Raw genomic sequence first — 22,627 nt, 5'->3', positions numbered from 1 at the left:
TTTCACGTACCCAATACGATTATTATATCTCATTTTACAGGTTGGAATCGCTAATATCTTCTTTCCTTCTCATTATTAACCTGAAATGGACAAGAGGATATCCATTAAGGAAAAAAACCTGGGCGATAGGCCCAGGCTGAATCATTAACTATATAAGAATCTGTTCACTCCGACTTCTTAAAATCAGCCTGCTGCTGTTCATAGATTTCATAGAAATCGTCCCATACCAGCACATTATCCTTTTCCTTGCTCCACCAGTCTTTGTACCACGCTTCGATCTCTGGCCCTCCGCCTTGCTCCCACTTCTGCTGGGCTTCCGCCGCAGCCTGTTCCACCGTATACTTGCTGCCCCCGATGATGGAGCGTGTGAAAATATCGTTGATGGCTGTCGTTACATTGGTCAGCTTCACCTGAAGCTCCTTCGGCAGCTGCGGCATATGTTCCGAGTGGGTCACGCCCTCTCCGACCGGAAGATTCGTCATGTATACTTCCCTTGCTTCCTTGAACAGTCGCAGCCCTTCCTTCTGGGATGGGATTTCCTCGCTGAACAGCATTTCGGTATACCCGCATTTGCCTTCCTCCAGGCGGCTGTACATCATGGCGTAGTCCCCTGCCCAGCTAATCTCCTGCTTGTATTTCTCCTGATCGGAGATACGCGGACAACCTTGCTCGTTCAGGGTGTAATGCGTACCTTCAAATCCATTTTTGAAGGTTCGACCGGACTCTGTTTTGGTTAAAAAATCAATATACTTCATGACCGCTTCGGGATTTTTGGCACGTGCATTCACGACCGCCGTCATCTGCACCGGGTTGTTCCATACCATCGTGTACTGTCCAACCGAAGTGGTTGGCAGCGCGATGACTTTTAGTTTAGCTTCCGGAACATTCTGCATCAGCGTATCCAGTTCTTTCGCCGCAAAACCCGTATAATCCGATGTCATGGCAGCATACATGCCGATTTTGCCATTCAGGAAATCCTGCTTCGCCTTGGCACCGTCCTTATCGGTCAGAAAGTCCTTATCTACCACGCCTGCTTCAAACAAGGCACGTTTAAATACAGTCGCTTCCTTCATGTGGTTTGGACCCACAACAACTTCACCATTCTCTACATTGACCCAGTTGGCATTGAACATATAGCGGAACAGGCCTGCTGTATCCCCAAATTGAAACCCGCCGATGCCATATGTATCATTCGCGCCATTTCCATCCGGATCATTTTCCGTGAAGGCTTTGGCGACAGCAAGCATCTCTTCCTCGTTCGTCGGCACCTCCAGGTTCAGCTTCTCCAACCAGTCTTCCCGGATGAAAAAGCTGGTCAGTGGAAATACCTCATTCATGCGTCCGACCTCGTACAACTTGCCATCGCTTTTGATGCCGGCCTTCTTCAGCTGAGGATATTTCTCCATGAGTGCTTTGTATTCCACGCTGGAGTTCTCGATCAAGTCATCCAGCGGCATAAGCTGTTTCTGATTAAACAGGGTATTGCGGATGGGCGTACCGAATTCGAAAATGACATCCGGCGCGCTGCCTGAAGCAAATAATACGTTTAACTTGGACTGGGATTCCCAGCGGGGGACTGCTGTATATTTGACATTTGCCGGTCCGTTCTCGTTAATCCACTTGGACCACATATTATCTTCAATCGTGCCCATACCGCTCGGAACCGCACCTCGATCATAGATCGTTGATGTGATGTTCCCTCTGCTGCCTTCGCCTTCTGCCTGCTCACTGCCAGCCCCACCTGTACAGCCTGCCAGCAAACCGCCGATCAAGCCCAGAACGAGACTCGACTTCATCCATGCCTTCATCGTTAACGCCATAGATAAGACCCTCTTTCTCTCCTGTAATATGACACCCATGCAAAATGACCAAATCCCGCTCGCCTGTCTTACCCTTTGATCGAACCAAGCATAACCCCTTTGACAAAGTACTTCTGCAAAAACGGATATACCACCAAAATGGGAATGACCATCACAATCACGGCTGCTGCCCGAATACCTTCCGGTGTCAGATTCGAAATCATCGTTGGATCGGTAAAGTCCTGTACGTTCAGATTGGACATAATCATATTCTGGACCAGTACAGTCATGTTGTATTTGGATGTATCGTTGATGTAGATCATCACGCTCATGAACGAATTCCAGTACCCCACGCCGTAAAAGAGAGCAATGGTCGCCAGCAAAGGTTTGGATAGCGGCAGTACAATGCGAAACAACAGTCCCAGCTCACCACAACCGTCCATGCGAGCCGCCTCGTCTACTTCCCCGGGCAGATTTTCAAAATAGGAGCGCATGATCAGCATGTTATACGTGCTCACCAGGCCAGGCAGCCAGAGTGCACCGTAACTATTCACCAGCCCCAGGTTTTGCACCACCAGGTAAGTCGGAATGAGTCCACCGTTAAAAATCATCGTGAACACCATCGCCATCGTAAAAAATCGCCGGTGATAAAAGTGCCTCCGTGACAGCGGATATGCCGCCATAATGGTCACGGCCATGCTGAGCCCTGTACCGATTAACGTAATCTCCACACTGTTCCAGAACGCGTTCAGAATCGGCGTCCCTGTAATCAGGCTGTGATAGGAGAACCAGGTGAAATCGACTGGCCATAACCCCACGTTACCGGACACGACGGCTCTTGCATCACTGAAAGACAAAGCAATGATATTCAGAAGAGGCAGGATGCAGCTGACGGCAACCAATGATAACAACACATAATTGATCAGATAAAAGACTTTTTCTCCTCTGGTTTTTCTCATGCTGTTCTCCCTCCCTACCACAAACCTTCGTTGAATCGGCGTGCAATGTAGTTCGCACAAAAGATGAGAATAAAGGCCACCAGGGATTCGAACAATCCCATCGCCGTCGTCAGGCTGAACTGTGCCCCCTGAAGACCCGTGCGATAAATATACGTACTGATGACATCAGCAACCTCGTTGACATTGGAATTTTGGAGCATATAGACCTGGTCGAAGCCGACCTCCATCACCCGGCCCATCGACAGAATGAGCAGAAGAATAATCGTCGAACGTATTCCCGGAAGGGTCACATGCCAGATCTGACGCATTTTGCTCGCCCCATCCATCTGTGCAGCCTCGTATTGGCTCGGATCGATGGTCGTTAGTGCGGCCAGAAATATGATGGCGTTGAAGCCCATGTCCTTCCATATCCCTGACCCGACGAACACAGCAATCCAGGAGCCCTTGTTGTACATAAACGGGTAAGGTTCACCTGTCCAAGCTTCTACCCAGCGGTTTACGATCCCGTTTTCCAATGAGAAAACCGTCATGATCATCATCGCAATAATGACCCAGGAGAAGAAGTGCGGCATGTAGACCACGGTCTGCACCGTCCGCTTGAAGGCCATGTTTCTCACTTCATTGAGCATAATGGCCAGGATAATGGGAATGGGGAATCCTACGACGATGCTTAACAGACTGAGGAACAAGGTGTTACGGATGATCTCCACCGTGCGCGGATCGCTGAACAGCGTCTGGAAATGTTGAAAGCCTACCCATGGACTATGCCAGAGCCCGTCATAGAAGTTATAGTCCTTGAAGGCCATGACGAGTCCTCCGATGGGAGCATAACGAAAGGTCAGGTAAAACAGGATCACCGGAATAAACATCAGGATTAACGGAATATTGGTCTTGAACCGTCTCAGCCGCTGCTGCCTGATTCGATGCTTCATTTCATGATCCGGTGGTTGTACTCCGGATGGCGTTCCAGCGGCCAGCTCGCCTTTCATATTCATCACTCCTCTCTGCTGCTGCTGATGTGTTATAGCTGTATTTTAGATAAAAATGTAAGCGTAAACATTTGTTATTTAACGATCCTTTTTAAAATTTCTACGCAAAAATAACCCCACATGGTGGGGTTGTCCTTGGAAAACGAGGCTGTATGGATCCCATACAGATTCCTTATGATCTGATCTTGGCAGTTAAACACATAAGAACAGGCGCTACTCGTGGTGATCTCCAGCGCCCTGCTTACGATATTCGCGAGGAGACAATCCAGTGGCCTGTTTAAATACGGTAGTGAAATAGCTTGAGTTATCGAAGCCTGTCTGTTCTGCTATATCCGCCATGCTCTGCCGGGTGCTGTGCAGCAGCAGTTTCGCTTTCTCGATCCGGCGTTTGCTGACATACTGGCTGAAGCCTTGTCCGGTCTCCTTTTTGAACAAATAGCTCAGGTAGTTTGGCGTCACATGCGCATGAACAGCGGCAGCCTGCAGCGTACAGCTTCCGGCGTAATTCATCTCAATATACCGAATGACACGTGTGATCACATGATCCTGCTGTTCCCGGGTCAGGCGCATCATCATATCCATCCACTCTTCACTCTTCGAGCGAGCCCATGCAATGACTTCGGGCACGGTATGAATCCACAGCAGCGGATCTGGACCGAATGTGTCCAATCTCCCGGACTCCTGTGGCTGAAGCTGCTGTGCAAGCATGTCCGTCAAGACTTTCATAAGCAAGTGAATCTCGGATTTGCATTGGGGCAGTGGCATTCGGGCAGCTTCCTCCAGCAGGCCCTCCACCCAAATGATCATCTCCTCAAATTGCTGATGAAGCAGCATTGAAGCCAGTTCTTCGCGCCATCTCTCGGTACGGTCCACCTGGTGGTATTGCTCCCTGATTCGGATGTCCGACTGCTTCCGGCGATATCGTTCATGTGCCTTGCGCAGCACCTTGCATGCTTCATCGAGGGAGAACGGCTTGAGCAAAAATTCAATGGCTCCATAGCGGATGGCACGCTGTGCATATTCGAATTCACGATACCCTGTCAAAATGATAATCATGATATCCCGCCCGCTCTCATGTATGCGTTCAGCCAAGTCCAGACCATCCATCACAGGCATGTTAATATCCGTAATTATCAGATCAGGCGTACAGCTGTGCACTGCCTGAATCGCTTCTTCTCCATCAGCAGCTTCTCCCACAACCTCCCATCCAAGAGGGTTGTTCCGAACCAGATGAATTAGCCCCTGACGGAATAACGCTTCATCATCGACTACAAGCATTCGTCCATTCACAGCACCTGCTCCTCTCTATCATCCGCTTTCCCGCGCATGGTGTCCTGCTCCGATCTGATATGGTAAACGAAGGCGTACAAGCGTCCCTTCACCCACAGCAGACTCGATCTGTACACCATAAGGCTCCCCATGAATCAGTTCGATTCTTCGGAGTACACTTCGGATACCAATATGCTGACGTTCCTCTTCCGCATGTGAAACTGGCTTCATTATTCGTTCAATGACCGCTGCATCCATGCCGCAGCCGTTATCTACGATTTCAATAATGAGCATGTCCGCTTCCTTCTCCGTCTCATGTCCTGGCAGCTGCAAACCACGAATTTGCAAACGGCGATTATCCCTCTTGTCTGAGAAGGCATGGACAAACACATTCTCGACGATAGGCTGAAGCAGCAATCGGATCACCTGACAGCGAAGCAGCTCCGCAGGAATTGAAATTTCTACGGATAATGCTTCCTGATATCTGGCCTGTTGAATTTGCAGATAATGATCGATTTGCGTCATCTCATCCTGGAGAGTCGTTAATCGCTGCACGGGTTCCAATGTGTACTGCAGCATTTCAGACAGGGCCGTAACGAGACGAGCGGATTTCTCATCGCCCAGCATATAGAATTTCCAGAAAAACATGCTTAGTGTGTTATATAGAAAATGAGGGTTCAACTGCGCCTGAATGGCTTTGAGCTCGGCTTCCTTTTCACTGAGTTCCCGCTCGTACACCTGATGAATGAGCGTATCAATCCGTGAAGCCATCGCATTGAACCGTTCACCGATGAAGCCCAGCTCATCCCGCGTCTCAATTCGGACCCTAGTATCGAACCGGCCATCGCGCACTCTTTTCATCGCATTGACCAGACTGGCAAGTGGACGCAGCAATCTGCCGCTAATGATCGTGATGATGAACCATGAGCATAGTATGCTGGCTGCGGCAGAGAACACGGCGACTTGCAGGATGAGTTTCCCTTTGTTCTGAATCTGCGCGAGCGATACTTTGCTCACCAGTGTGAAGCCTGCCTTGTCCGAGGTTTGTTTGGTATACAAATGAGTGGATCCCTGCTCGTCCCTGATCTCGGTTGCCCCCAGGTTTAGCTGTGTAAGCGGTGGTGGGTCTATATTCGGATTATGAAACGCATATAGCAGTTGCCCTTCCGCATCAAACAGATCAACAGCAACTTCCTCGTTCAATCGCAGGTCCTTGAGATACGTCTCAAACAGCGAGGTGTTAAACAGGATCAACATCACTCCGTACGTTTCCAGATCAACCGAGCGCATTAATCGTCCAGCCATAATCCAATTGGACTGCTCTTCCTGCAGAAAAGCATCCGGCCCCAGACGATTCCACACATATTCACCGCCCGTCCCTTCCAGCTTATGAACCATCTCGGCCAAGTAGGAAGGATTCATCTGTTGAAACGAGCCGGCAAAGGCGCCCAGATTAAATATATTTCCCTTCAGATCATAAATGCGAATTCCCATGATCTCCGGTGCATCCAGCCTTACCTGGTACAACTGATCATCCAGTTCATCCTCAAGCTTCATCTGGTCGTAGGACGAGATGCCTGCAGCCTGTGCCTTAATGGCATTTTTCACGGAAGGATTGAGTGTGATGTAATCCGTGACCTTGTACATGTCGTTGACCCGCGAATCGAGCCGTGCCAGAACCTGTTCTGCTGTAAGACTATACTGACGACTGACTTCTTCGTTGAATAGGGCAATATGGATACGATATGTGATCAGCCCTGTCATTCCCGAGATGAATACCGTCGCAGCCGACAAAAACAAAACTAGTTTCGTTCTGAATTTAAAGCGTTTACAAAAATTGTCCCACCCTATCCTGTACACGCACCTCACCCTTATCCCGTTCCCGTCTTATGCTTAAAAACATATCACACCCCTGTTCAAAAAAACAGAAAAACCCTGACCCTGCCTGCAGTGGTCAAAGTTTATCATTTCACCATATATCGAGGCACCTACAATCGGTGTAACTCCTTCTGCAGATATTCCCGGCGCTCTGCCACATAGGTACGAATCTTCTCGGGTTCACCATAAAAAACATTCATCGGCCATTTCATGTAGGGATCCTGCTCCACAGCTTCACGGATCTGACCGTGTAATCGGTAAACTACCGGTATAATCCGTTTCTCGGTGAAAACGTTCTTCAGATACAGCTTCATCATTCTCTTGTACTGCTGACGGAAAAGGCGGAAAGCAAGCAGCCGTCCAGTCAGTTTGTTATATCCCTGAATCCGTACCAGGTTCGGATCTACTCTTGCACCATAACAGTTTCTTCCCCAAGTCCCCTCATAATCCCAGGGCAGGATCCCATACCTCCGGGTCTTGACCTTCTCATACCATGTGTAATTCTGATGGAATCCATCGAAATTGCCTGTAAGTACAGCCCCACTCAGCCATCGCAAATAGTTATCCGTATCCATTCTTGCCTGCAAAAAGCGAAGCAGATCCTGCCTCGACTTCGTATTCAGCTGTTGGATAAAGGTACGGAGCCTCGTGCGATCCTCGTCCTTGCCGCGGATCAGTGTGTATCCGGATAGTAGATCCGTGTTTGTTTCAGTCGAATTCATTGCGAATCCCGCATGATCGTTTACCGCATAGAAGATGCTTCGAACAGGCATTTTTCGCTGACGAAAAAAGAACGATTTAACTCCCTCAATACGTAAATAGACACCCTGCAGCTCTCCGTTTAGATACAGTATGCAGTGCTGCGTCGACGGAGCCGGAACCCGAAGGGATTCAAAAAAACGGAACGAGAGTGCATTGCGCAGCAATGAGGGATCATCATACTCGGCATTGAAATGAAATGTTCTGCTGGACGTTCGAATCTCAAAGGACTTTTTCACATAGCCACGTGTGTGCCCTCCCCGGTATCGAATTCGGATGGGAAGCGGTTTGCCGTCCATCAGCATCGTTCCGCTCACAAACGTATCTGACCAGATATCTGATGTTAACTGTTGATACTCGTTATCGGACACCTTGATGTGGTAGACAGGTAAAGCCATTTCCATCCGCCTTTCGAAGACTCCTGAGATTGCCCGTAGGCTGTTACATCATCCTATGCAGGAGCACAGCAAGCCGTAAGGGCAGATACACAGGTCCATTCATAGCACCTGCAAGCTCACCTTCCGGAATGCGGAATAATCGTGCCGTTAATCTATGATTATCTTCATCATCTCATAGATTATAGCCAAAATAGTATAGAAATGGTTGTCTGGCTAGTCCCTCTTAAAGGCATGTTTCATATGATTAAACTACAGACAGACACGAATGACGAATGCAGGGGATCAACAAAACATCCGCCATTAATGTCCATCTGAACTTATATCATGGAAGGGGCGCAACACTATGTCTATGAATGGTCAAGGTATGAGAGGTTTGCTCGGAAGAGAGATCAAGATTAACCGGGGTGGCCCAGATTCCGTAACGGGCACGCTGATGGACGTACGGTGGGACTATATGGCGGTGAGCTGCAAGGAAGGTATCGTCTATGTCAATGAAAACCATGTTAAAAGCATTACAGAGACAGGCCGTTCCGGTGGAAACAGAGCTGTAGCCATGGGCAACCCAATTCCATCCAATACGTTTCTCGGGGTTATGCAGGCACTCCGCTTCCGTCGTGTTCAGATCAACCGGGGAGGTCCCGAAAAAGTCGAAGGCATCCTGGCCGATGCCAATCAGAACCAATTAATTTTGGCTTTGAAAAATCAGGAGATCGTTCGTATTCCCCTGCAGCATGTGAAATCGGTATCCATTGTACGCGGTAGTAACAACAACAACAATAATAGCAATAACTCTAACAACAGCAACAACAATGGTAATAACACGAGCCAAGGAAACCAAGCTGCTCAAGGCAATCGTTCTCAAGGGAATCAGGCTGCTCAAGGCAACCAATCCCAGGGTAATCAGGCCGCTCAAGGGAACCGGGGCAATCGCTCCCAAGGTGCCCAACAAGGCGCTCAAGGCAATCAATCACGCGGTAACCGTTCACAAGGAGCTCAAGGCAACCGTTCGCGCGGCAACCAAGGAAACCAATCCAAAGGGAACAAATCTGGCGGGAATAAATCCAAAGGAAACAAGTCTGGCGGCAAAAACAGATCCTGCTAATCACGTGACAGCTTAGGTTATCAACCAGTTTAAAGGGGGGAAACATCATGTTGATCTTCGTTGCTGTTGTCTTAATCGGTGTACCTTTGTACTGGATCATTCTACCTGGAAGAAGGCCCACTCCAACCCACGAACATTCGATTCAATCTCCACCAGGACTTCTCCCCCTGGGAGGTGAATCACAGTAAATGCCTGATTACCAGTTGTGGTTAACCTTCGGGGTGTTTATTATTACTGTCATTTTCCTGATGTGGCGACCTGGCGGATTAAATGAGTCCATTCCTACTTCGCTTGGCGCCCTTCTTCTTGTGATAACGGGTGTAAGCAGCTTCGCTCATATCGTTGGCATCTTCGGGATTGTATCCGGCGCTGCCGTAACCATCCTCTCGACTATTGTTATGTCCATCATTCTTGAGAGCATCGGTTTTTTTCGCTGGATCGCCATCAATATGATCGAAAAGGCACGAGGCTCCGGCTTCCGATTATTCTGGCTGATTCTATTACTCTGTTTTCTCATGACCATCTTCTTCAATAACGACGGCAGTATACTGATTACAACTCCGATCATCCTCCGAATCTGTTCCATCCTACGCCTCAAAGTGCATCAGCAATTACCTTACCTGATCTCAGGTGCACTCATCGCTACAGCTTCCAGTGCCCCAATCGGACTTAGTAATCTCGCCAATCTCATTGCCTTGCAAATGGTCGGATTGAACCTAAACACCTACACCCAGATGATGTTTGTGCCATCGATGCTGGGGATCATGGTAATGACCATACTGCTGTTCTATTATTTTCGCAAAAGTATTCCCAAGGTTATTCATCACTACCCAATGTCCATGCAATCCTCATCCGGTTCCGCGTATCATCCGCTGCAAACAGGGGATCAGGAGGCGCAACCAAATTATAGCGATAAAAACGTAGACTGGTGGTTGTTCCGTGTCTGTATCGGGATTGTTGTATTCATTCGTGCAGGATACTTTCTCGCTGAGCAGTGGGGAATCCCTATGGAGATTGTTGCCATCACTGGTGTTGTTCTGATGCTCGCTGTGCGTTGGTATCGTACCCGGACTGGACTTAAGGATGTAGTTACACAAACACCCTGGCACATTCTGCTCTTCGCCTTCAGCATTTATATTATCGTGGATAGTCTTCACCGGGCTGGAATGACAGCGGTCATCGTTCAGTGGATGAAGCCCATGGTAGAAGGTGGTGACGCCAGTCTCATTGCCGTATCGGGTCTAATGCTCACTCTATTATCCAATCTGCTCAATAACCTGCCTTCCGTCATGATTGGCACCTTTGCAGTAACCGATCTTCAATTAGGTGATACCCAGCTGCATCTGGCTTACCTTGCCAACATTCTGGGGAGTGATATTGGAGCCTTGCTGACACCGATAGGTACTCTAGCAACGTTGATCTGGATGTTTATTTTGAAGACCCACCATGTTCGAGTCTCTTGGAAACAGTATATGAAAGTAACCTTCATAGTGATACCAATTAGTCTAATTGTCAGCCTATTTTCCCTATATATTTGGACGTCTATTCTATATTGAGAGGAGGTATACTGTGAAATTCCCAACAATGTGGCTTGGAAAATCCATCGAATTGACACTATCTGGCTGTAAACTTCCAATTCAGGGTGAGATCATTGATATGGGTCAGGACCTGATTGTTGTTTACGGAGATCAACGATTCACCTATGTACCTCTTCATCACCTTCAATCCATGCACATAATTAAAGGGGGCGATGCCGGTTCCACCTCTAGCGTGCCAGCGCCTGATCCCGAGATGGATCACAACAATATATCGTACCGCAAAATATTAATGAATGCCCGTGGCAGATTCAGTGAAATTTCGATAGGCGGGCGTACACTGCACGGTTATATTACGAACATTATGAACGATTACTTCATCTTCTTCTCTCCGCTGCATCATTCGGTCTACGTCTCCATCAATCATCTGAAATATATCATTCCTTCTCCAACCAACAGCACGCCTTATTCCCTAAGCCAGCAGCATTTCCCCATTCAGCCTGCGTCCATGCCTCTTTCCCGGACAATGGACCAACAGCTTCAGAAAATGGTTGGTGAACTTGTCATCCTGAATCTTGGTGACAAGCCATATCGGGCTGGATTGCTGAAGGCCGCAGACAATAAGCTGATTGAACTGGTAGAGGCAGAAGGTCAGTCCTTGATTATGCATACCGATCATATTCAAACCATTCATCTGCCTTGAATATAGGAAATGACCGAAAAAGGTCCATCCGCTTATCGGATGGACCTTTCATTTATGTTGGTAAGTTGTTGGGGCCCATCCATGAATAGGACAAGCCGCGCTTCTACTTTCCGTATGTCTGCTCCATGCGCTCTTCCTCATTTGTAGACAGCAATATGTTAAGCAGCCCCATCGCATTATTGGCATCGGTTCTCGCCGTTTGGTACTTCTCCGCAAACGCTGTCTCATTCTGCTCGGGGTCCATTGCTGCCAGCTCCCCCCATGACTTGCGGGCCTTGTCGTAGAGTTCGCTTAATGTAATGTCATATGGATGCTGTGCAACCGGAGCCATGGATTCGAATTTTGCGGTAACTCTGAAGAAATCCATGGAATCCTGAAACGATTGGCTGCTGTAATCCTTGTTATTCATCGCATCTTCCGTAATCAGCAGACCCTCACGGGAAATAAACAGCGTCTTAACCATGGCCCGTTCCAGGTTCGTAGCTTCATCCCAAGTGATATAGGTCACGTCAGGAGCCTGCACAGTTGTAAAGAAAGGAAAGGCGTCATCGATTAAACGCTGTGTATTGGCATGAATCGGAACCTCCGCATTCATATCCACAACAGTATCGCTGTAATTGGCAACGTTAATATTCTTGGACCCTTCCTCACTAACCCGGCGAACCGGATGGTCGTCCAGCGGAATGCGGATATAGCCCAGCTTGTCAGCGTATTGATCCTGCAGTTCTTTCAACGTCTCCGTAGCATTCGAGGCTGGTTCCGCCGCATTGCTCTCACTACCCTCTATTGCCTTATCGGCACCGGACGGCTCTGTTGCGGTCGCTTCAGCTGCCTCTTGGGCAGGCTCTGGGCTGGCAGCTTCCTTGGCCCCGCCACCGCATGCGGATAAAACCGCAGCCAAGCTGAATATCAAGGTAAACATCCGAATCGGTTGTATCCATCTCATGGTATAATCTTCCCCTTATCTTATGTATGCATCTAATCTACATTAACCATGGCATGTATGATTGAATTCCTATTCTCCCTATGATCTATCTTCGGATAACATGCCGTATTCACAGGTAAGTATTGGTCTACATTCTAACATAAGTTAAATTCTGGGTGTATACGACGATGTACCTGTGTCCTTAAGCTGTCATGACTGGAAGCCCCCGACAAAAGTACAAAAAAACACTGCCGTCCCGAAGGACAACAGTGTCTGCAAGAAACCCTATCTATACGCTATTTAATCCCCTTAGCCTTCTCGATATGTTCGGCCCGAGTCTGAGGCTCTGTGCAATTGGCTGACGACAGCAGGGAATAGATAGCCTGAATATCCTGCTCCTTAAACAACGTTTCAGGCACTTCTGCTTCGAGCCTTTCCGTTTTGCGCAGAATGGTCTCAACCAATTCATGATCATATATCACCAGTTCATCGGAATTCACATACCGTACCGCAGGATCGACACTGATCCGGCAGCGATTGGTGAAGGTCACCATGGATATCATGCGGATCCGCTTATAATCTCCGAGGTGTGCATGAACCGCCTCCACATGACCCCGATGCTGCATCAGCGGATTATACATCTTAATGCGACTGGTACTGACCGTCCAGTTGGCTTCTCTGCGCCCACCCCGAATCTCGCCTGTTGTCAGGTTACGGGTCTCGATCACGAAGATCCCCCGCGGACCAATAACAACATGATCAATCTGAGAATAGCCTGAACGGGACTTGGGATTGGCCACGAGCAGATCACTCAAAACCTTATATTGTCCCGGGAGACTGTACAGTCGTTCTGCTGTAGTCGGTTCTTCCGGCTCGCTGATCCAGGCGGCTTCATGTTTGGATTTGGATTTGGGTTTGCGTCTGCTCCGCGTCATTCGGGCAGGTGCGGGGCCCGTATCCGGCATCGCGGGGGCCGAAGCCGTAATTGAACTCGCAAGCTCTGGCTGTGTCTTGAACAGAGACAGGATTTTTTTGAACATGGGCAAGCTCCGTTCTAAAATTTAGTGTGAGTTACAGGTGATCGGTTACGACAATTGGACAACATAACAACATCTTTATACTTCAATTATGTAAACTTCTATTACTTATGTCGGATGAAGACGAGCAAAAATAAAGGTCATCAGGCCTAATTTCCTTGCACAAACCAAAGTACACGAAAATATTTAACCAATATTGTGACTTTAGACACATGCGATCCATTGAAAATTCTAAAAAAACAGCGCATCCCTTTCCATTTAAGAAAAAGAACACGCTGCCCTTACCACAAAATTTATGATTGAAGATAGTACGTATAGAGCACCTGCGTGCCCTTCTCATCCAGACCGTTTCTGGATATTTCCTGATACAGGGATTCAGCCAGTGCCAGTCCTGGCGTCTTCATGCCCATGGCTTTGGCCGATTCGAGGGCAATTCCCATGTCTTTAATAAAATGTTTCACATAGAATCCAGGCTCGAAATCGCCTGCGATCATGCGCGGACCGAGATTGCTCAGCGACCAGCTTCCGGCTGCCCCGGTAGCAATGCTCTTCAGCACGTTCTCCGCGTCAAGCCCCGAACTCTTGGCATAGGCGAGTGCTTCGCATACGCCCATCATGCCGGATGCAATGGCAATCTGGTTGCACATTTTGGTATGCTGACCGGAACCGGCCTTGCCCTGCAATACAATGTTGGTGCCCATACATTCGAACAGCGGTCGTACCGCTTCGAATGCTTCCTCGGTGCCACCAACCATGATGGACAGCTTGCCATCGCGTGCGCCAATATCTCCACCCGATACGGGTGCATCCAAGGCATGCAGCCCCTTGGCTTCTGCCGCCTCGAAGATGCGAGCAGCCAGCATGGGACTGGATGTCGTCATATCAATCAGGAATGAACCTGGTTTGGCATTGGCCACAAGACCGTCCTCGCCAAGATAAATCTCCTCTACATCCTTCGGATATCCTACCATGGTGATGATGACATCACACTCAGCCGCAAGCTTGCCTGGTGTATCGTGCCAAACGGCCCCTTCATTCACCAACGCCTCCGCTTTGGCAGCTGTGCGGGTATACACATGCAGCGGATAGCCCGCTTTCTGGATGTGACCTGCCATGCTTTTCCCCATAACGCCTGTACCGATAAAGCCAACTTTCGTCTCTCCAGGTGCCTTCGTCGTATTTGTCATCGTAGGTTTCCTCCTTGTATCTCTATGGTTTGGTGAGGTGCTTGTCTTGGATTGCTATATCTGTATGTTATAGCTTTCGCACGCCGCCGTCTATCATTTACATGAAATCTAGCGGACCGACATTCGATATTGATTGGGCGACATCTGAACAAACCGCTGAAAGGCCCTGTTCAGGTTACGTTCCGAATATCCCACCTGTTCGGCAATTTCCGTAATGGTGCAATCGGTATCCTTCAACAATTGCTTCGCTTTTTGCACCTTCAGATTCATCATGTATTCGATAAAGGACACCCCCATTTCCTTCTTGAAGAGCCTGCTTAGATAGGAAGGACTGACATTCACGAGTTCTGCACAATCCGATAGTGACTGCATTCCTTCGGGATGGCTGCTCAGATGCTCGCAGACCCGCTGAACAATCAGGCGGGATGAATTGGTGCGAAGATCCTGACTGGCCTCAATGCATAATGGAAACAGCACACCGATAAACCAGTCGTGCATCTCCTTCGATGTCTGATTCTCCTGCAGCTGATCGAACAGATTGCTGCCCAGTCGTTCAAGCATGCCGGGTCCCTTCGTCTCCATGAATTGAATAATGGCCGACAGCAGCATATGATATCCCTGAATCATGACCGTATAGGATTCGGAAGCACGCACTTTCTTGGAAAACCGATGCAGCGCATCCTCCGCATTCGTAAGCGTTCCGTTCCATAGGGATTCAAGAATCTCCTCTTCGATCTCCCGGGGATACATGAAGACCGGATTACGCTGGGTGGTCAGAATATCTTCATAGAACAGAACGTTCTCGGCATCATCAAATAGCCGATACTGCAGGGCAAGCTGCGCTTCACGAAAGGACTCTGCGATCCCATGCAGTTGACCCGGACGCCCTACGCCCACCGTTGCCGAGAAAGACAGGTATTGATCCAGTGCGTGATGAATCTCCTCTGCATAGCTGCATACCCTCTGCCTCGCTTCACGAGCAGAAATCTCTGAATCGAAATGCAGAATTGCCACCGAATCACTATCATTTTTGTCTACAACATACCCCGTCAGATCCGAGTTTTGGCTGAGCAGTTCATCCATGACGTTTCTCAGGGCAAATACAATGACGGGGCCTTCACTGGGTAAAAATCGTTTCTTCTTGACCAGATTTTCCACTTTGACGACCAGCACCAAAAATTGTCCCTCTGTCCGGAACTCGTGTCTGGCACATTCTTCTTCCAACCTGCTGCTGGTCCATGAACCGCTGGATTGCAGTAATCTCTGCAAAAAACGATCGCGGAGGTCTGGCTGTATGCCCTCTATATACCGATTCAGGGTTTCGGTCTGTTCATTGAGATAGCTGAGCGAAGACCGGATATATTCAATTTCATTCCCCTGGGGAGCTGTTTCCTGCCCGTTCCTGCGCAAGTGCTCCCCATACCGCAGCAGCTGCTGAATAGGGTTATAGGCTAGCCGTGAGCTGAACCAGGTGAGCAGCATACCGACCAACACAAAGATGGACACCGAGATCAAGATGAGCACCTTGATCCAATTCAACTGGGCAATCATCTCCTGCTCAGGGAGCTGGGATATATAGGTCCTCCCCATGGAGGCTGAGGCATATGCCACAAGCTCATTCCCCTGCTCCCCCTTCAGTACCTCATGGCCCGAGCGTTCTCTGCCTTCTGCATATGCGATCTGCTGCAGCACCTCGTCCTCTGATGCCCGTTTGCCAATCTCTCCAGGGCCGTCCGTGTGCAAAATAATTTGCTGGTCCGCATTAAGAATGGCGAGGGATTGATCTTCCAGACTGACGGAATAGCTGCGCAGCAAACTCCGCAGCTCCTGTTCCTTCACTTGGAGTATGACCACGCCGCGCGGTTCTCCCTGTCCCATGACAGGCACTTGCCTCACATAGGAGATATAGCCCGCTTCTCCGGACTCGGGAAGATACCTCCAACCTGCAGCTGCCTGGCCTTCCAGAGCAGCCCCCATGTCCTGCTTTTCCTTGTAGTCTGCCAGCGAAACCAATCCGTAATAATGGGACAGAACCATATCTGTTTTGGCATCATAATAGATCATTTCTTCAATTAGATTATTGGTGTTTTTGTGGAGCTGAAACAGATCGAGCAGATCCAAGTGGAGAAAGTAATCGCTCTCATAATGAGCACTGCCTAATGCATTTCGCATCAACGGGCCACTGGCGAGCTGCATCGATTCATGCTCAATATTGGTCAGAATATTCTCCACCCTGTCTTTGAGCAAGTTCAATGAGGCCATATTGTTATCCTGAAATTGTTCGGTCAGTTTGATCATCGAGAAATGATAGTACGCGCTTCCGGCAAGCACCACCGGGATGACCACCGACATGCAGCCCAACCAGATCAGTCTTTTCAGATAACCATTCGTTGCGAACCAGCGGTCAAGCGCTGATTGGATGGTGTGCATTACCTGTCTCATGGAATCACCCCCGTATGCTGCCTTAGGCTCATTTTCGCATGTCTCTGTTCGGGTTCATTATATCAAGAGAGGTACCCAGATACACTCCCAAACGTCCAGCTTGGGGACGCTAATTTTCAGTTTATTTCCAGACCGTTCTGTCTTAAGCTTCGTTCCTGCGATTAACGCTTCAGCGTCTCCTGCAGAATGATCCTCCCCTGTTAGAACTGTAATCTCAATATCATGGATAGGGAGCATGGATGATAGCGGTCTGCGTCCTGCCCCGTTCACCAGATGAATCAGCAGGTCGTTATCCTTGCGGAAAACAGTCAGCTGTAAACCGGGTGCTTCCGTGATCGATACCAGAGCTCTATTATTCAGCTGCACATGAACAGCATTGGCAAACAACCGAAAATGCTCCTCCAATTTGAATTCCTGTATAAGACCGCTAAGCGAAAATGGGAAATATAAGGTCTGCCCTGTGCCATAGCTTCGCAACAGTGCCAGCGGAAGATCGGTTTGTTTAACAGCCAGTGAGGCCCGTTCCGGAGGCGCCCCTACACTTTCCAACGGAGAGAACGGAGGAACTAACGTTGCCAATACCTGAACATCTGCATCCTTGGGCTTACAGTACATCACCTTACCTCGATGCGGTATAAGTTCCGTTTCCTCCAGCTTCCGCTGCAGTGGATTTCCTTCATTGTCTGTGCTAGATATCTGTTCAAACCGTAGATAGGATGCAGCCAAATACTCGCTCTCCTGCATTTCCCCGGAAATACCAAACAGGTCCATCAGCATCGTATCCGTCGGTTCTTCCATCTTCGGCAGCTCTCCCTCTGCGATAAGGCCACCTCCCTGACTCACATAATCGCGGAGCAAATCTATAACATGGGATGAATGTGCGAATCCTTCAGGCAAAATAACGACCGGATAGTGGTTCAGGTTCACAGTGCCCACCTGTTCAGGCAGAATCACATCAAAGGGAATGTGCTTATGGATGAGCGTCTCCGCCAAGCCTTCCGCTGAACGATTGGCACTCCACATGAGTGCCACCTGGTTCACGGGTTGTGCGCCGTCCATATGGGTTGCAAGCTTCGCTGCATCCCTGTTGACCTCTGTTACGGTTCGCAAAATCCGCTTATCCGTAATCGTATCCGGGATTCCGGTTAATGAATGCCAGAGCTGACCGCCATTGGCTGGAATCTGCGAGAGCCAGAAGCGGTATTCGGCAGGCGGAAGCCCGGTATGCCGCCAGTCCATGCCAGGGCAAGAATGTACAATGCCGAAGGGATCAGGACGACCCGGAACGGAGCGCCCCACCTTGATACTGAGCGCAGGCTGCCAGAACTCCGGGATACGGGTGTGCCCCAGCGACAACACATCCTGCGGTTCAGTACAGAGCATGTCGGTAATGGACACCCGTTGCTCCAGATTATCCCGATGCAGATTGTAGTACAGAATCATCGGTACCTCAGGCCGAACAGCCTTGATCTCCTGATACATCCGGCCCAGATTATCATCGAAGCAGCGGGCTGCAAAATCAGACGCCAGCTCTGCTGAAGTACTCGGCAGCTCTGTCCCATACAGTCCCTTGTATTTCTTATGACAATGCGAGCATTGGCAATATACATATCCGGGTGCGTTGAAGAAGACACCGTCAATCTCATAACGTTCCAGTGCTTCCCGGATTACAGGAACCGCCAGTTCTTCGTTACGGTAGCCTCCGTTAATGCAGGTCGACATCAACAGAGGCCAGGCCCCCGGCCGGGTGGCGCCGATAATATCCGGCTGACCCCCTTCCTTGCGGACAAACCACTGGGGCTTCTGCAAATAAACGGAGTCCTCTGCCTTGCTAAAATCAAAGCGGGCAATGAAGCGAATCCCGCGCTGATGACAGCTCTGGATCATATCCCGCAGTAGATCGCTGCCGCGGGGCAAGTATTCATTTTGAACATGAAATGCGACATTCGATCGGTACCAGGCATAGATTCCACCCACATTAAACACCATGGCATTGGCACCCATCTCGAGCATTTGTTCCGCAAGCCGTTCGGGATCAATCCTCTCGGTGTCCTTCACCTGCATGTTAGGTTGAATGATGCGCAGCGGCTGCTGCCACCAGGGACGTTGTTCCTTATCGCTAAGTATGGGAGTTTTCATCGCTTCTCCTTTACCTCGTTATTGTTGATTAAACTGCTCATAAGCCTTGGCCATTTCCTGATAAGCCTGCTTGATGTCCGGCTGACTGTTCAACTTGTCTACATAGGCTCTGAATTCTTCAACACTGATCTGTCCAACAATTGTTCGGGTCAACATGGAGCTGTACTCGTCTGCATATTTGGGCCATGTCTCTCTCCAGGCCTCCGAGGTAATCACCCGGTAGAAGTCGATCTTTCCAATTTCATCGAAATTCTCGACTTCCTTGATTTTGGCGTCATTATAGGCTTTGTCTCCGGAAGCACTAATCACTTTGCCCCACTTGGCATAGGCGAGCACACCTGCCCCTTTGCTCGTTGTGTTCACTTCCTTGACGCCTTGCTCCGTCAGCACTTTCTGACCATCCTGCTCCGTATAGTGCGTACCCTCGATTCCATAGTAGGCAAAGTCCGTCATTTCCTGGGAAGCAGTCAGATCAAAATACTTCAGGAGCTGCTTCACCTTCTCTTCAGGCACCTTCTTGGAAATGTAGAATCCACCCGCGACACCAGTCTCCAGACCGACCGCTGCGTCTCCATGAGGACCTGTCAGAGACAAGTTCAGAATTTTGGCGTCAGGCTGCCCTGATTTTTTCATGGCCTGCTCCCATTCATGATCCCACCAGATTGGACGTCCGTAAGAAGCCGCCCGGTTGGTCTTAAATAGTTCCTCGGCCTGACTCTCCTTCATGACAGCATATTCCTTGGAGAGCAGCCCATCGGCGTATAGTTCCCGGAACCACTCGACCATCTCCACATATTGCGGTGTTAATCCAGGGCTCATCAGCCCGCCATCGTTATCATAGGTTGGGTTATATGCCCCGAATCCGGCTTGGAACATGGCAGGTGGGTTGTTGACGAATAATAGGCCAACCGTGTCCTTCTTGCCATTGCCATCCATATCACTGTCCACGATTTTCTTCAGTGCTTCTCTATATTCCTCAAACGTCTTGGGAATCGGCAGGTTCAGCTGCTTCAGCCAATCCTCCCGAATTTTCAGTCCGCCATCAACCCGGGAACGGGAGCGTGGGACGGCGTAAATACTCCCTTCCACCGACAGGTATTTGAGCGCATCCGGCGCCAGATTCTCCTTCAAATTCGGATATTCGCTGAGATCTCCAAGGAATGGAGTCAGGTCCCAGAACGCGCCGTTCTTGATCGCAGTAATCAGCGTGGGGCGAATCTGATTCTGGTAGGCCACCACTTCTGGCAGATCACCGGAGGCGAGCAGCAAATCCAGCTTCGTATCCAGATCGCCTGAAGGCACCCATTCAATATCGAGTTTGGCGTTGGTCCGCTTCTCCCATTCGGTCCAGTATTCGTTGTTCATATCGGGAATTTCATTGTACAATCCGGCAAACATCTTGATGTCCAGCGGCTGGTCTCCACCGGATTCCCCGCTATTTGTACTGCCAGCCGTTTCACCTGAACCACTGTTCCCCGTACACGCCGCCAGCATGGTTACTGCCAGAAACATGCAGAGCCATGTCGCCCATCGTTTGTTCCCCTTGTTCATTCGCCTTCATCTCCCTTATCGTCAGATTGGTAAGCGTTTGCATTTATACATAAAGCATAATTTAACTTCAGCAGCGTTCAACCTTTGACGGAGCCAATCATGACCCCTTTGGCAAAATGCTTTTGCAAAAATGGATACACGATCAGGATCGGCACCATCGCGAGTACGATTGACGCCATGCGAATGGTCTCCTGCGGCACAACGCTTTCATCACTTGCCCCAGCCTGAGCTACGGCGACGGAGTTTGAATCGATAACGAGTGTTTTGATGAGCAGCTGCAGCGTCCATTTGCTTGAATCGGATAAATAGATCAATGCATTGAAATACGCATTCCAGTGTCCTACCGCAAAAAATAATGTAAACGTGGCGATCGCTGGCATGGATAACGGTACAATAATTCGGAAAAATGCGGTGAGATCGCTGCATCCATCAATCTGTGCCGCGTCCTCCAGCTCCGAAGGCAGCGATTCCAGGAAGCTTTTGATCACAATCAGGCTCCAGGCATTCGTTAGTCCAGGCAAAATCATGGACCAATAGGAGTTTAACAGTCCCAGCTCCTTCACGAGCAAGTAATTTGGGATAATCCCGGCACTAAAGACCAAGGTGAAAATGACCAATCCCATAATCCACTTATGCCCGGGCAGAGAGCGTTTCGTTAACCCATAGGCCATGGTGAAGGATACGATAATATTCAGTATGGTGCCTACAACCGTAATAAACAACGTGCTTTTAAACGCATTGATAAAACTGTTGGTTGATAAAATATACCGGTAGGATTCCAGCGACCACTTCTCCGGGAACAGATAAAACTTGAGCGGCACATACACCTTCGGATCGGTAAACGAAACGCTGAAGACATATAAGAACGGAAATATACATGCCAGCGAGATCAATGCAACCAGACTGTAATTGATCCAGTCGAAGAGCGTGAGCCCTTTTTTCTGCACAACAAAGCTCATAACCTATCCTCCTTTCTGACAGTCCACCCACCTATGGGACTAATAGATGCCTTCATGTCCAAGTCTTCTGACAATTTTGTTGGCAGCCACAATTAGGAACAATCCAACCAGTCCCTTGAACAGCCCCACGGTAACCCCAATGCTGATCTTGCCTTGCAATATCCCGTACGTATAGGAATACGTATCAAATACCTCTCCAACCGAACGAACGAGCGGATTCATCATCAGCAAAATTTGTTCAAATCCTGTATCCGCCATGCTGCCGAGGCGCAGGATCAGCAAAATGATAATGGTCGGCCGGATGGCAGGCAGCGTAATATGCCAGATTTGCCGGAACCGTCCGGCTCCGTCAACAACGGCAGCTTCATACCGCTGAGGGTCCACTCCCGCCATCGCCGCGAGGAAAATGATCGTTCCCCAGCCGGCTTCCTTCCACATGCTCTGAGCGGTAAGCAGCCCCCAGAAATAATTCGGTTCCGATAGAAACGAGATCGTATCCTTGCCGCTCTGTGCAATCAGCTTGTTCACAATGCCGACGTCCGTGGAGAGCAGAAAAAACGTCATGCTGGCAACGACGACCCAGGACAGAAAGTGTGGTAGGTACACAATCGACTGGTTGATGCGTTTAAACGTCTCATGCCGAATTTCGTTCAACATGAGTGCCAGCAGAATCGGCAGCGGGAAATGGAATACCAGTGCGATCAGATTAATGGCGAGCGTGTTACGCAGCATGATGTAGAAGTTGGAGCTGGCAAACAGCTCATTAAAATGCTTGAGTCCCACCCATTCACTTCCCGTAAAACCGAGGAACGGATTGTAATCCTGAAAAGCCAGCAGCAGTCCCCAGAGAGGTACAATCTTGAACAGCAGGAAATACAGCAGTCCCGGCAAAATAAGCAAATAGATCATCCGGTGTTTGTACATTCGTGACAGAAGGCTGCCCGATTGCAGCTTGCCCGTGGCACGGTTCACCGTAGGTATCTGGGATTTCATTCG

General features: G+C 49.3%; 17 protein-coding genes. 3 read left to right on the top strand and 14 right to left on the bottom strand.

Going from position 1 to position 22,627, the window contains the following annotated elements:
• Positions 1-164 precede the first annotated feature (164 nt).
• From F4V51_RS04875 to F4V51_RS04850, 6 genes are all read right to left on the bottom strand, one after another.
• On the bottom strand, positions 165-1,820 hold the full coding sequence (locus F4V51_RS04875) for an extracellular solute-binding protein (protein ID WP_162009895.1): 1,656 nt from the start codon (positions 1,818-1,820) through the stop codon (positions 165-167).
• Between the two features lie 68 nt (positions 1,821-1,888).
• The gene (locus F4V51_RS04870) at positions 1,889-2,758 is read right to left on the bottom strand and encodes a carbohydrate ABC transporter permease (RefSeq protein ID WP_153977092.1); all 870 of its coding nucleotides are present in this window, start codon (positions 2,756-2,758) and stop codon (positions 1,889-1,891) included.
• A gap of 14 nt (positions 2,759-2,772) precedes the next feature.
• A complete protein-coding gene (locus F4V51_RS04865) occupies positions 2,773-3,690 on the bottom strand; it encodes an ABC transporter permease (protein ID WP_167301724.1) in 918 nt (305 codons plus the stop codon).
• 270 nt (positions 3,691-3,960) lie between these two features.
• Positions 3,961-5,037, bottom strand: coding sequence for a response regulator (locus F4V51_RS04860; protein ID WP_153977090.1), 1,077 nt, complete (start codon positions 5,035-5,037; stop codon positions 3,961-3,963).
• Positions 5,038-5,055: 18 nt separating this feature from the next.
• The gene (locus F4V51_RS04855; RefSeq protein ID WP_153977089.1) at positions 5,056-6,816 is read right to left on the bottom strand and encodes a cache domain-containing sensor histidine kinase; all 1,761 of its coding nucleotides are present in this window, start codon (positions 6,814-6,816) and stop codon (positions 5,056-5,058) included.
• 188 nt (positions 6,817-7,004) lie between these two features.
• Entirely contained in the window at positions 7,005-8,057 is a 1,053-nt protein-coding gene (locus F4V51_RS04850; RefSeq protein WP_153977088.1) for a CotH kinase family protein, read from the bottom strand.
• Positions 8,058-8,394: 337 nt separating this feature from the next.
• Between F4V51_RS04850 and F4V51_RS04845 the strand changes: the two genes are divergently transcribed.
• From F4V51_RS04845 to F4V51_RS04835, 3 genes are all read left to right on the top strand, one after another.
• Entirely contained in the window at positions 8,395-9,153 is a 759-nt protein-coding gene (locus F4V51_RS04845) for a hypothetical protein (RefSeq protein ID WP_153977087.1), read from the top strand.
• Positions 9,154-9,341: 188 nt separating this feature from the next.
• Positions 9,342-10,709 carry an arsenic transporter gene (locus F4V51_RS04840; RefSeq protein WP_153977086.1) on the top strand — a complete coding sequence of 456 codons (1,368 nt, stop codon included), beginning with the start codon at positions 9,342-9,344 and terminating at the stop codon, positions 10,707-10,709.
• 13 nt (positions 10,710-10,722) lie between these two features.
• The gene (locus tag F4V51_RS04835) at positions 10,723-11,391 is read left to right on the top strand and encodes a DUF2642 domain-containing protein (protein ID WP_236146694.1); all 669 of its coding nucleotides are present in this window, start codon (positions 10,723-10,725) and stop codon (positions 11,389-11,391) included.
• Positions 11,392-11,494: 103 nt separating this feature from the next.
• Here the strand turns inward: F4V51_RS04835 and F4V51_RS04830 are convergent, their stop codons facing one another.
• The 8 genes from F4V51_RS04830 to F4V51_RS04795 all read right to left on the bottom strand — a co-directional run bounded on the left by F4V51_RS04830 (position 11,495) and on the right by F4V51_RS04795 (position 22,624).
• Complete coding sequence (locus tag F4V51_RS04830) at positions 11,495-12,337, bottom strand: hypothetical protein (protein WP_153977085.1); 843 nt, start codon at positions 12,335-12,337, stop codon at positions 11,495-11,497.
• 275 nt (positions 12,338-12,612) lie between these two features.
• Positions 12,613-13,356 carry a nuclease-related domain-containing protein gene (locus F4V51_RS04825; protein WP_095288718.1) on the bottom strand — a complete coding sequence of 248 codons (744 nt, stop codon included), beginning with the start codon at positions 13,354-13,356 and terminating at the stop codon, positions 12,613-12,615.
• A 290-nt stretch (positions 13,357-13,646) separates the two neighbouring features.
• The gene (locus F4V51_RS04820) at positions 13,647-14,540 is read right to left on the bottom strand and encodes an NAD(P)-dependent oxidoreductase (RefSeq protein ID WP_153977084.1); all 894 of its coding nucleotides are present in this window, start codon (positions 14,538-14,540) and stop codon (positions 13,647-13,649) included.
• Between the two features lie 108 nt (positions 14,541-14,648).
• Complete coding sequence (locus F4V51_RS04815) at positions 14,649-16,982, bottom strand: helix-turn-helix domain-containing protein (RefSeq protein WP_153977083.1); 2,334 nt, start codon at positions 16,980-16,982, stop codon at positions 14,649-14,651.
• Positions 16,983-17,039: 57 nt separating this feature from the next.
• Positions 17,040-19,121, bottom strand: coding sequence for an alpha-amylase family protein (locus F4V51_RS04810; protein WP_153977082.1), 2,082 nt, complete (start codon positions 19,119-19,121; stop codon positions 17,040-17,042).
• 18 nt (positions 19,122-19,139) lie between these two features.
• Positions 19,140-20,672: an extracellular solute-binding protein gene (locus F4V51_RS04805; RefSeq protein WP_153977081.1), complete on the bottom strand. Its 1,533-nt coding sequence runs from the start codon at positions 20,670-20,672 to the stop codon at positions 19,140-19,142.
• Positions 20,673-20,749: 77 nt separating this feature from the next.
• Positions 20,750-21,631 carry a carbohydrate ABC transporter permease gene (locus F4V51_RS04800; RefSeq protein WP_095288713.1) on the bottom strand — a complete coding sequence of 294 codons (882 nt, stop codon included), beginning with the start codon at positions 21,629-21,631 and terminating at the stop codon, positions 20,750-20,752.
• Positions 21,632-21,670: 39 nt separating this feature from the next.
• The gene (locus tag F4V51_RS04795; RefSeq protein WP_153977080.1) at positions 21,671-22,624 is read right to left on the bottom strand and encodes an ABC transporter permease; all 954 of its coding nucleotides are present in this window, start codon (positions 22,622-22,624) and stop codon (positions 21,671-21,673) included.
• Positions 22,625-22,627: the final 3 nt, after the last annotated feature.

The sequence above is a fragment of the Paenibacillus xylanilyticus genome, assembly GCF_009664365.1.
In the GTDB taxonomy this organism is placed as follows: domain Bacteria; phylum Bacillota; class Bacilli; order Paenibacillales; family Paenibacillaceae; genus Paenibacillus; species Paenibacillus xylanilyticus_A.
Note: the sequence above shows the minus strand (reverse complement) of the source record. Positions and strands in the feature narration are given on the sequence as shown.

Excerpts from the sequence above, each read along its gene's own strand:
- F4V51_RS04820 (WP_153977084.1), bottom strand. The coding sequence starts at position 14,540 with ATGACAAATACGACGAAGGCACCTGGAGAGACGAAAGTTGGCTTTATC.
- F4V51_RS04805 (WP_153977081.1), bottom strand. The coding sequence starts at position 20,672 with ATGAACAAGGGGAACAAACGATGGGCGACATGGCTCTGCATGTTTCTG.
- F4V51_RS04830 (WP_153977085.1), bottom strand. The coding sequence starts at position 12,337 with ATGAGATGGATACAACCGATTCGGATGTTTACCTTGATATTCAGCTTG.
- F4V51_RS04815 (WP_153977083.1), bottom strand. The coding sequence starts at position 16,982 with ATGAGACAGGTAATGCACACCATCCAATCAGCGCTTGACCGCTGGTTC.
- F4V51_RS04795 (WP_153977080.1), bottom strand. The coding sequence starts at position 22,624 with ATGAAATCCCAGATACCTACGGTGAACCGTGCCACGGGCAAGCTGCAA.
- F4V51_RS04875 (WP_162009895.1), bottom strand. The coding sequence starts at position 1,820 with ATGGCGTTAACGATGAAGGCATGGATGAAGTCGAGTCTCGTTCTGGGC.
- F4V51_RS04810 (WP_153977082.1), bottom strand. The coding sequence starts at position 19,121 with ATGAAAACTCCCATACTTAGCGATAAGGAACAACGTCCCTGGTGGCAG.
- F4V51_RS04865 (WP_167301724.1), bottom strand. The coding sequence starts at position 3,690 with ATGAAGCATCGAATCAGGCAGCAGCGGCTGAGACGGTTCAAGACCAAT.
- F4V51_RS04850 (WP_153977088.1), bottom strand. The coding sequence starts at position 8,057 with ATGGAAATGGCTTTACCTGTCTACCACATCAAGGTGTCCGATAACGAG.
- F4V51_RS04800 (WP_095288713.1), bottom strand. The coding sequence starts at position 21,631 with ATGAGCTTTGTTGTGCAGAAAAAAGGGCTCACGCTCTTCGACTGGATC.
- F4V51_RS04845 (WP_153977087.1), top strand. The coding sequence starts at position 8,395 with ATGTCTATGAATGGTCAAGGTATGAGAGGTTTGCTCGGAAGAGAGATC.
- F4V51_RS04825 (WP_095288718.1), bottom strand. The coding sequence starts at position 13,356 with ATGTTCAAAAAAATCCTGTCTCTGTTCAAGACACAGCCAGAGCTTGCG.
- F4V51_RS04870 (WP_153977092.1), bottom strand. The coding sequence starts at position 2,758 with ATGAGAAAAACCAGAGGAGAAAAAGTCTTTTATCTGATCAATTATGTG.
- F4V51_RS04840 (WP_153977086.1), top strand. The coding sequence starts at position 9,342 with ATGCCTGATTACCAGTTGTGGTTAACCTTCGGGGTGTTTATTATTACT.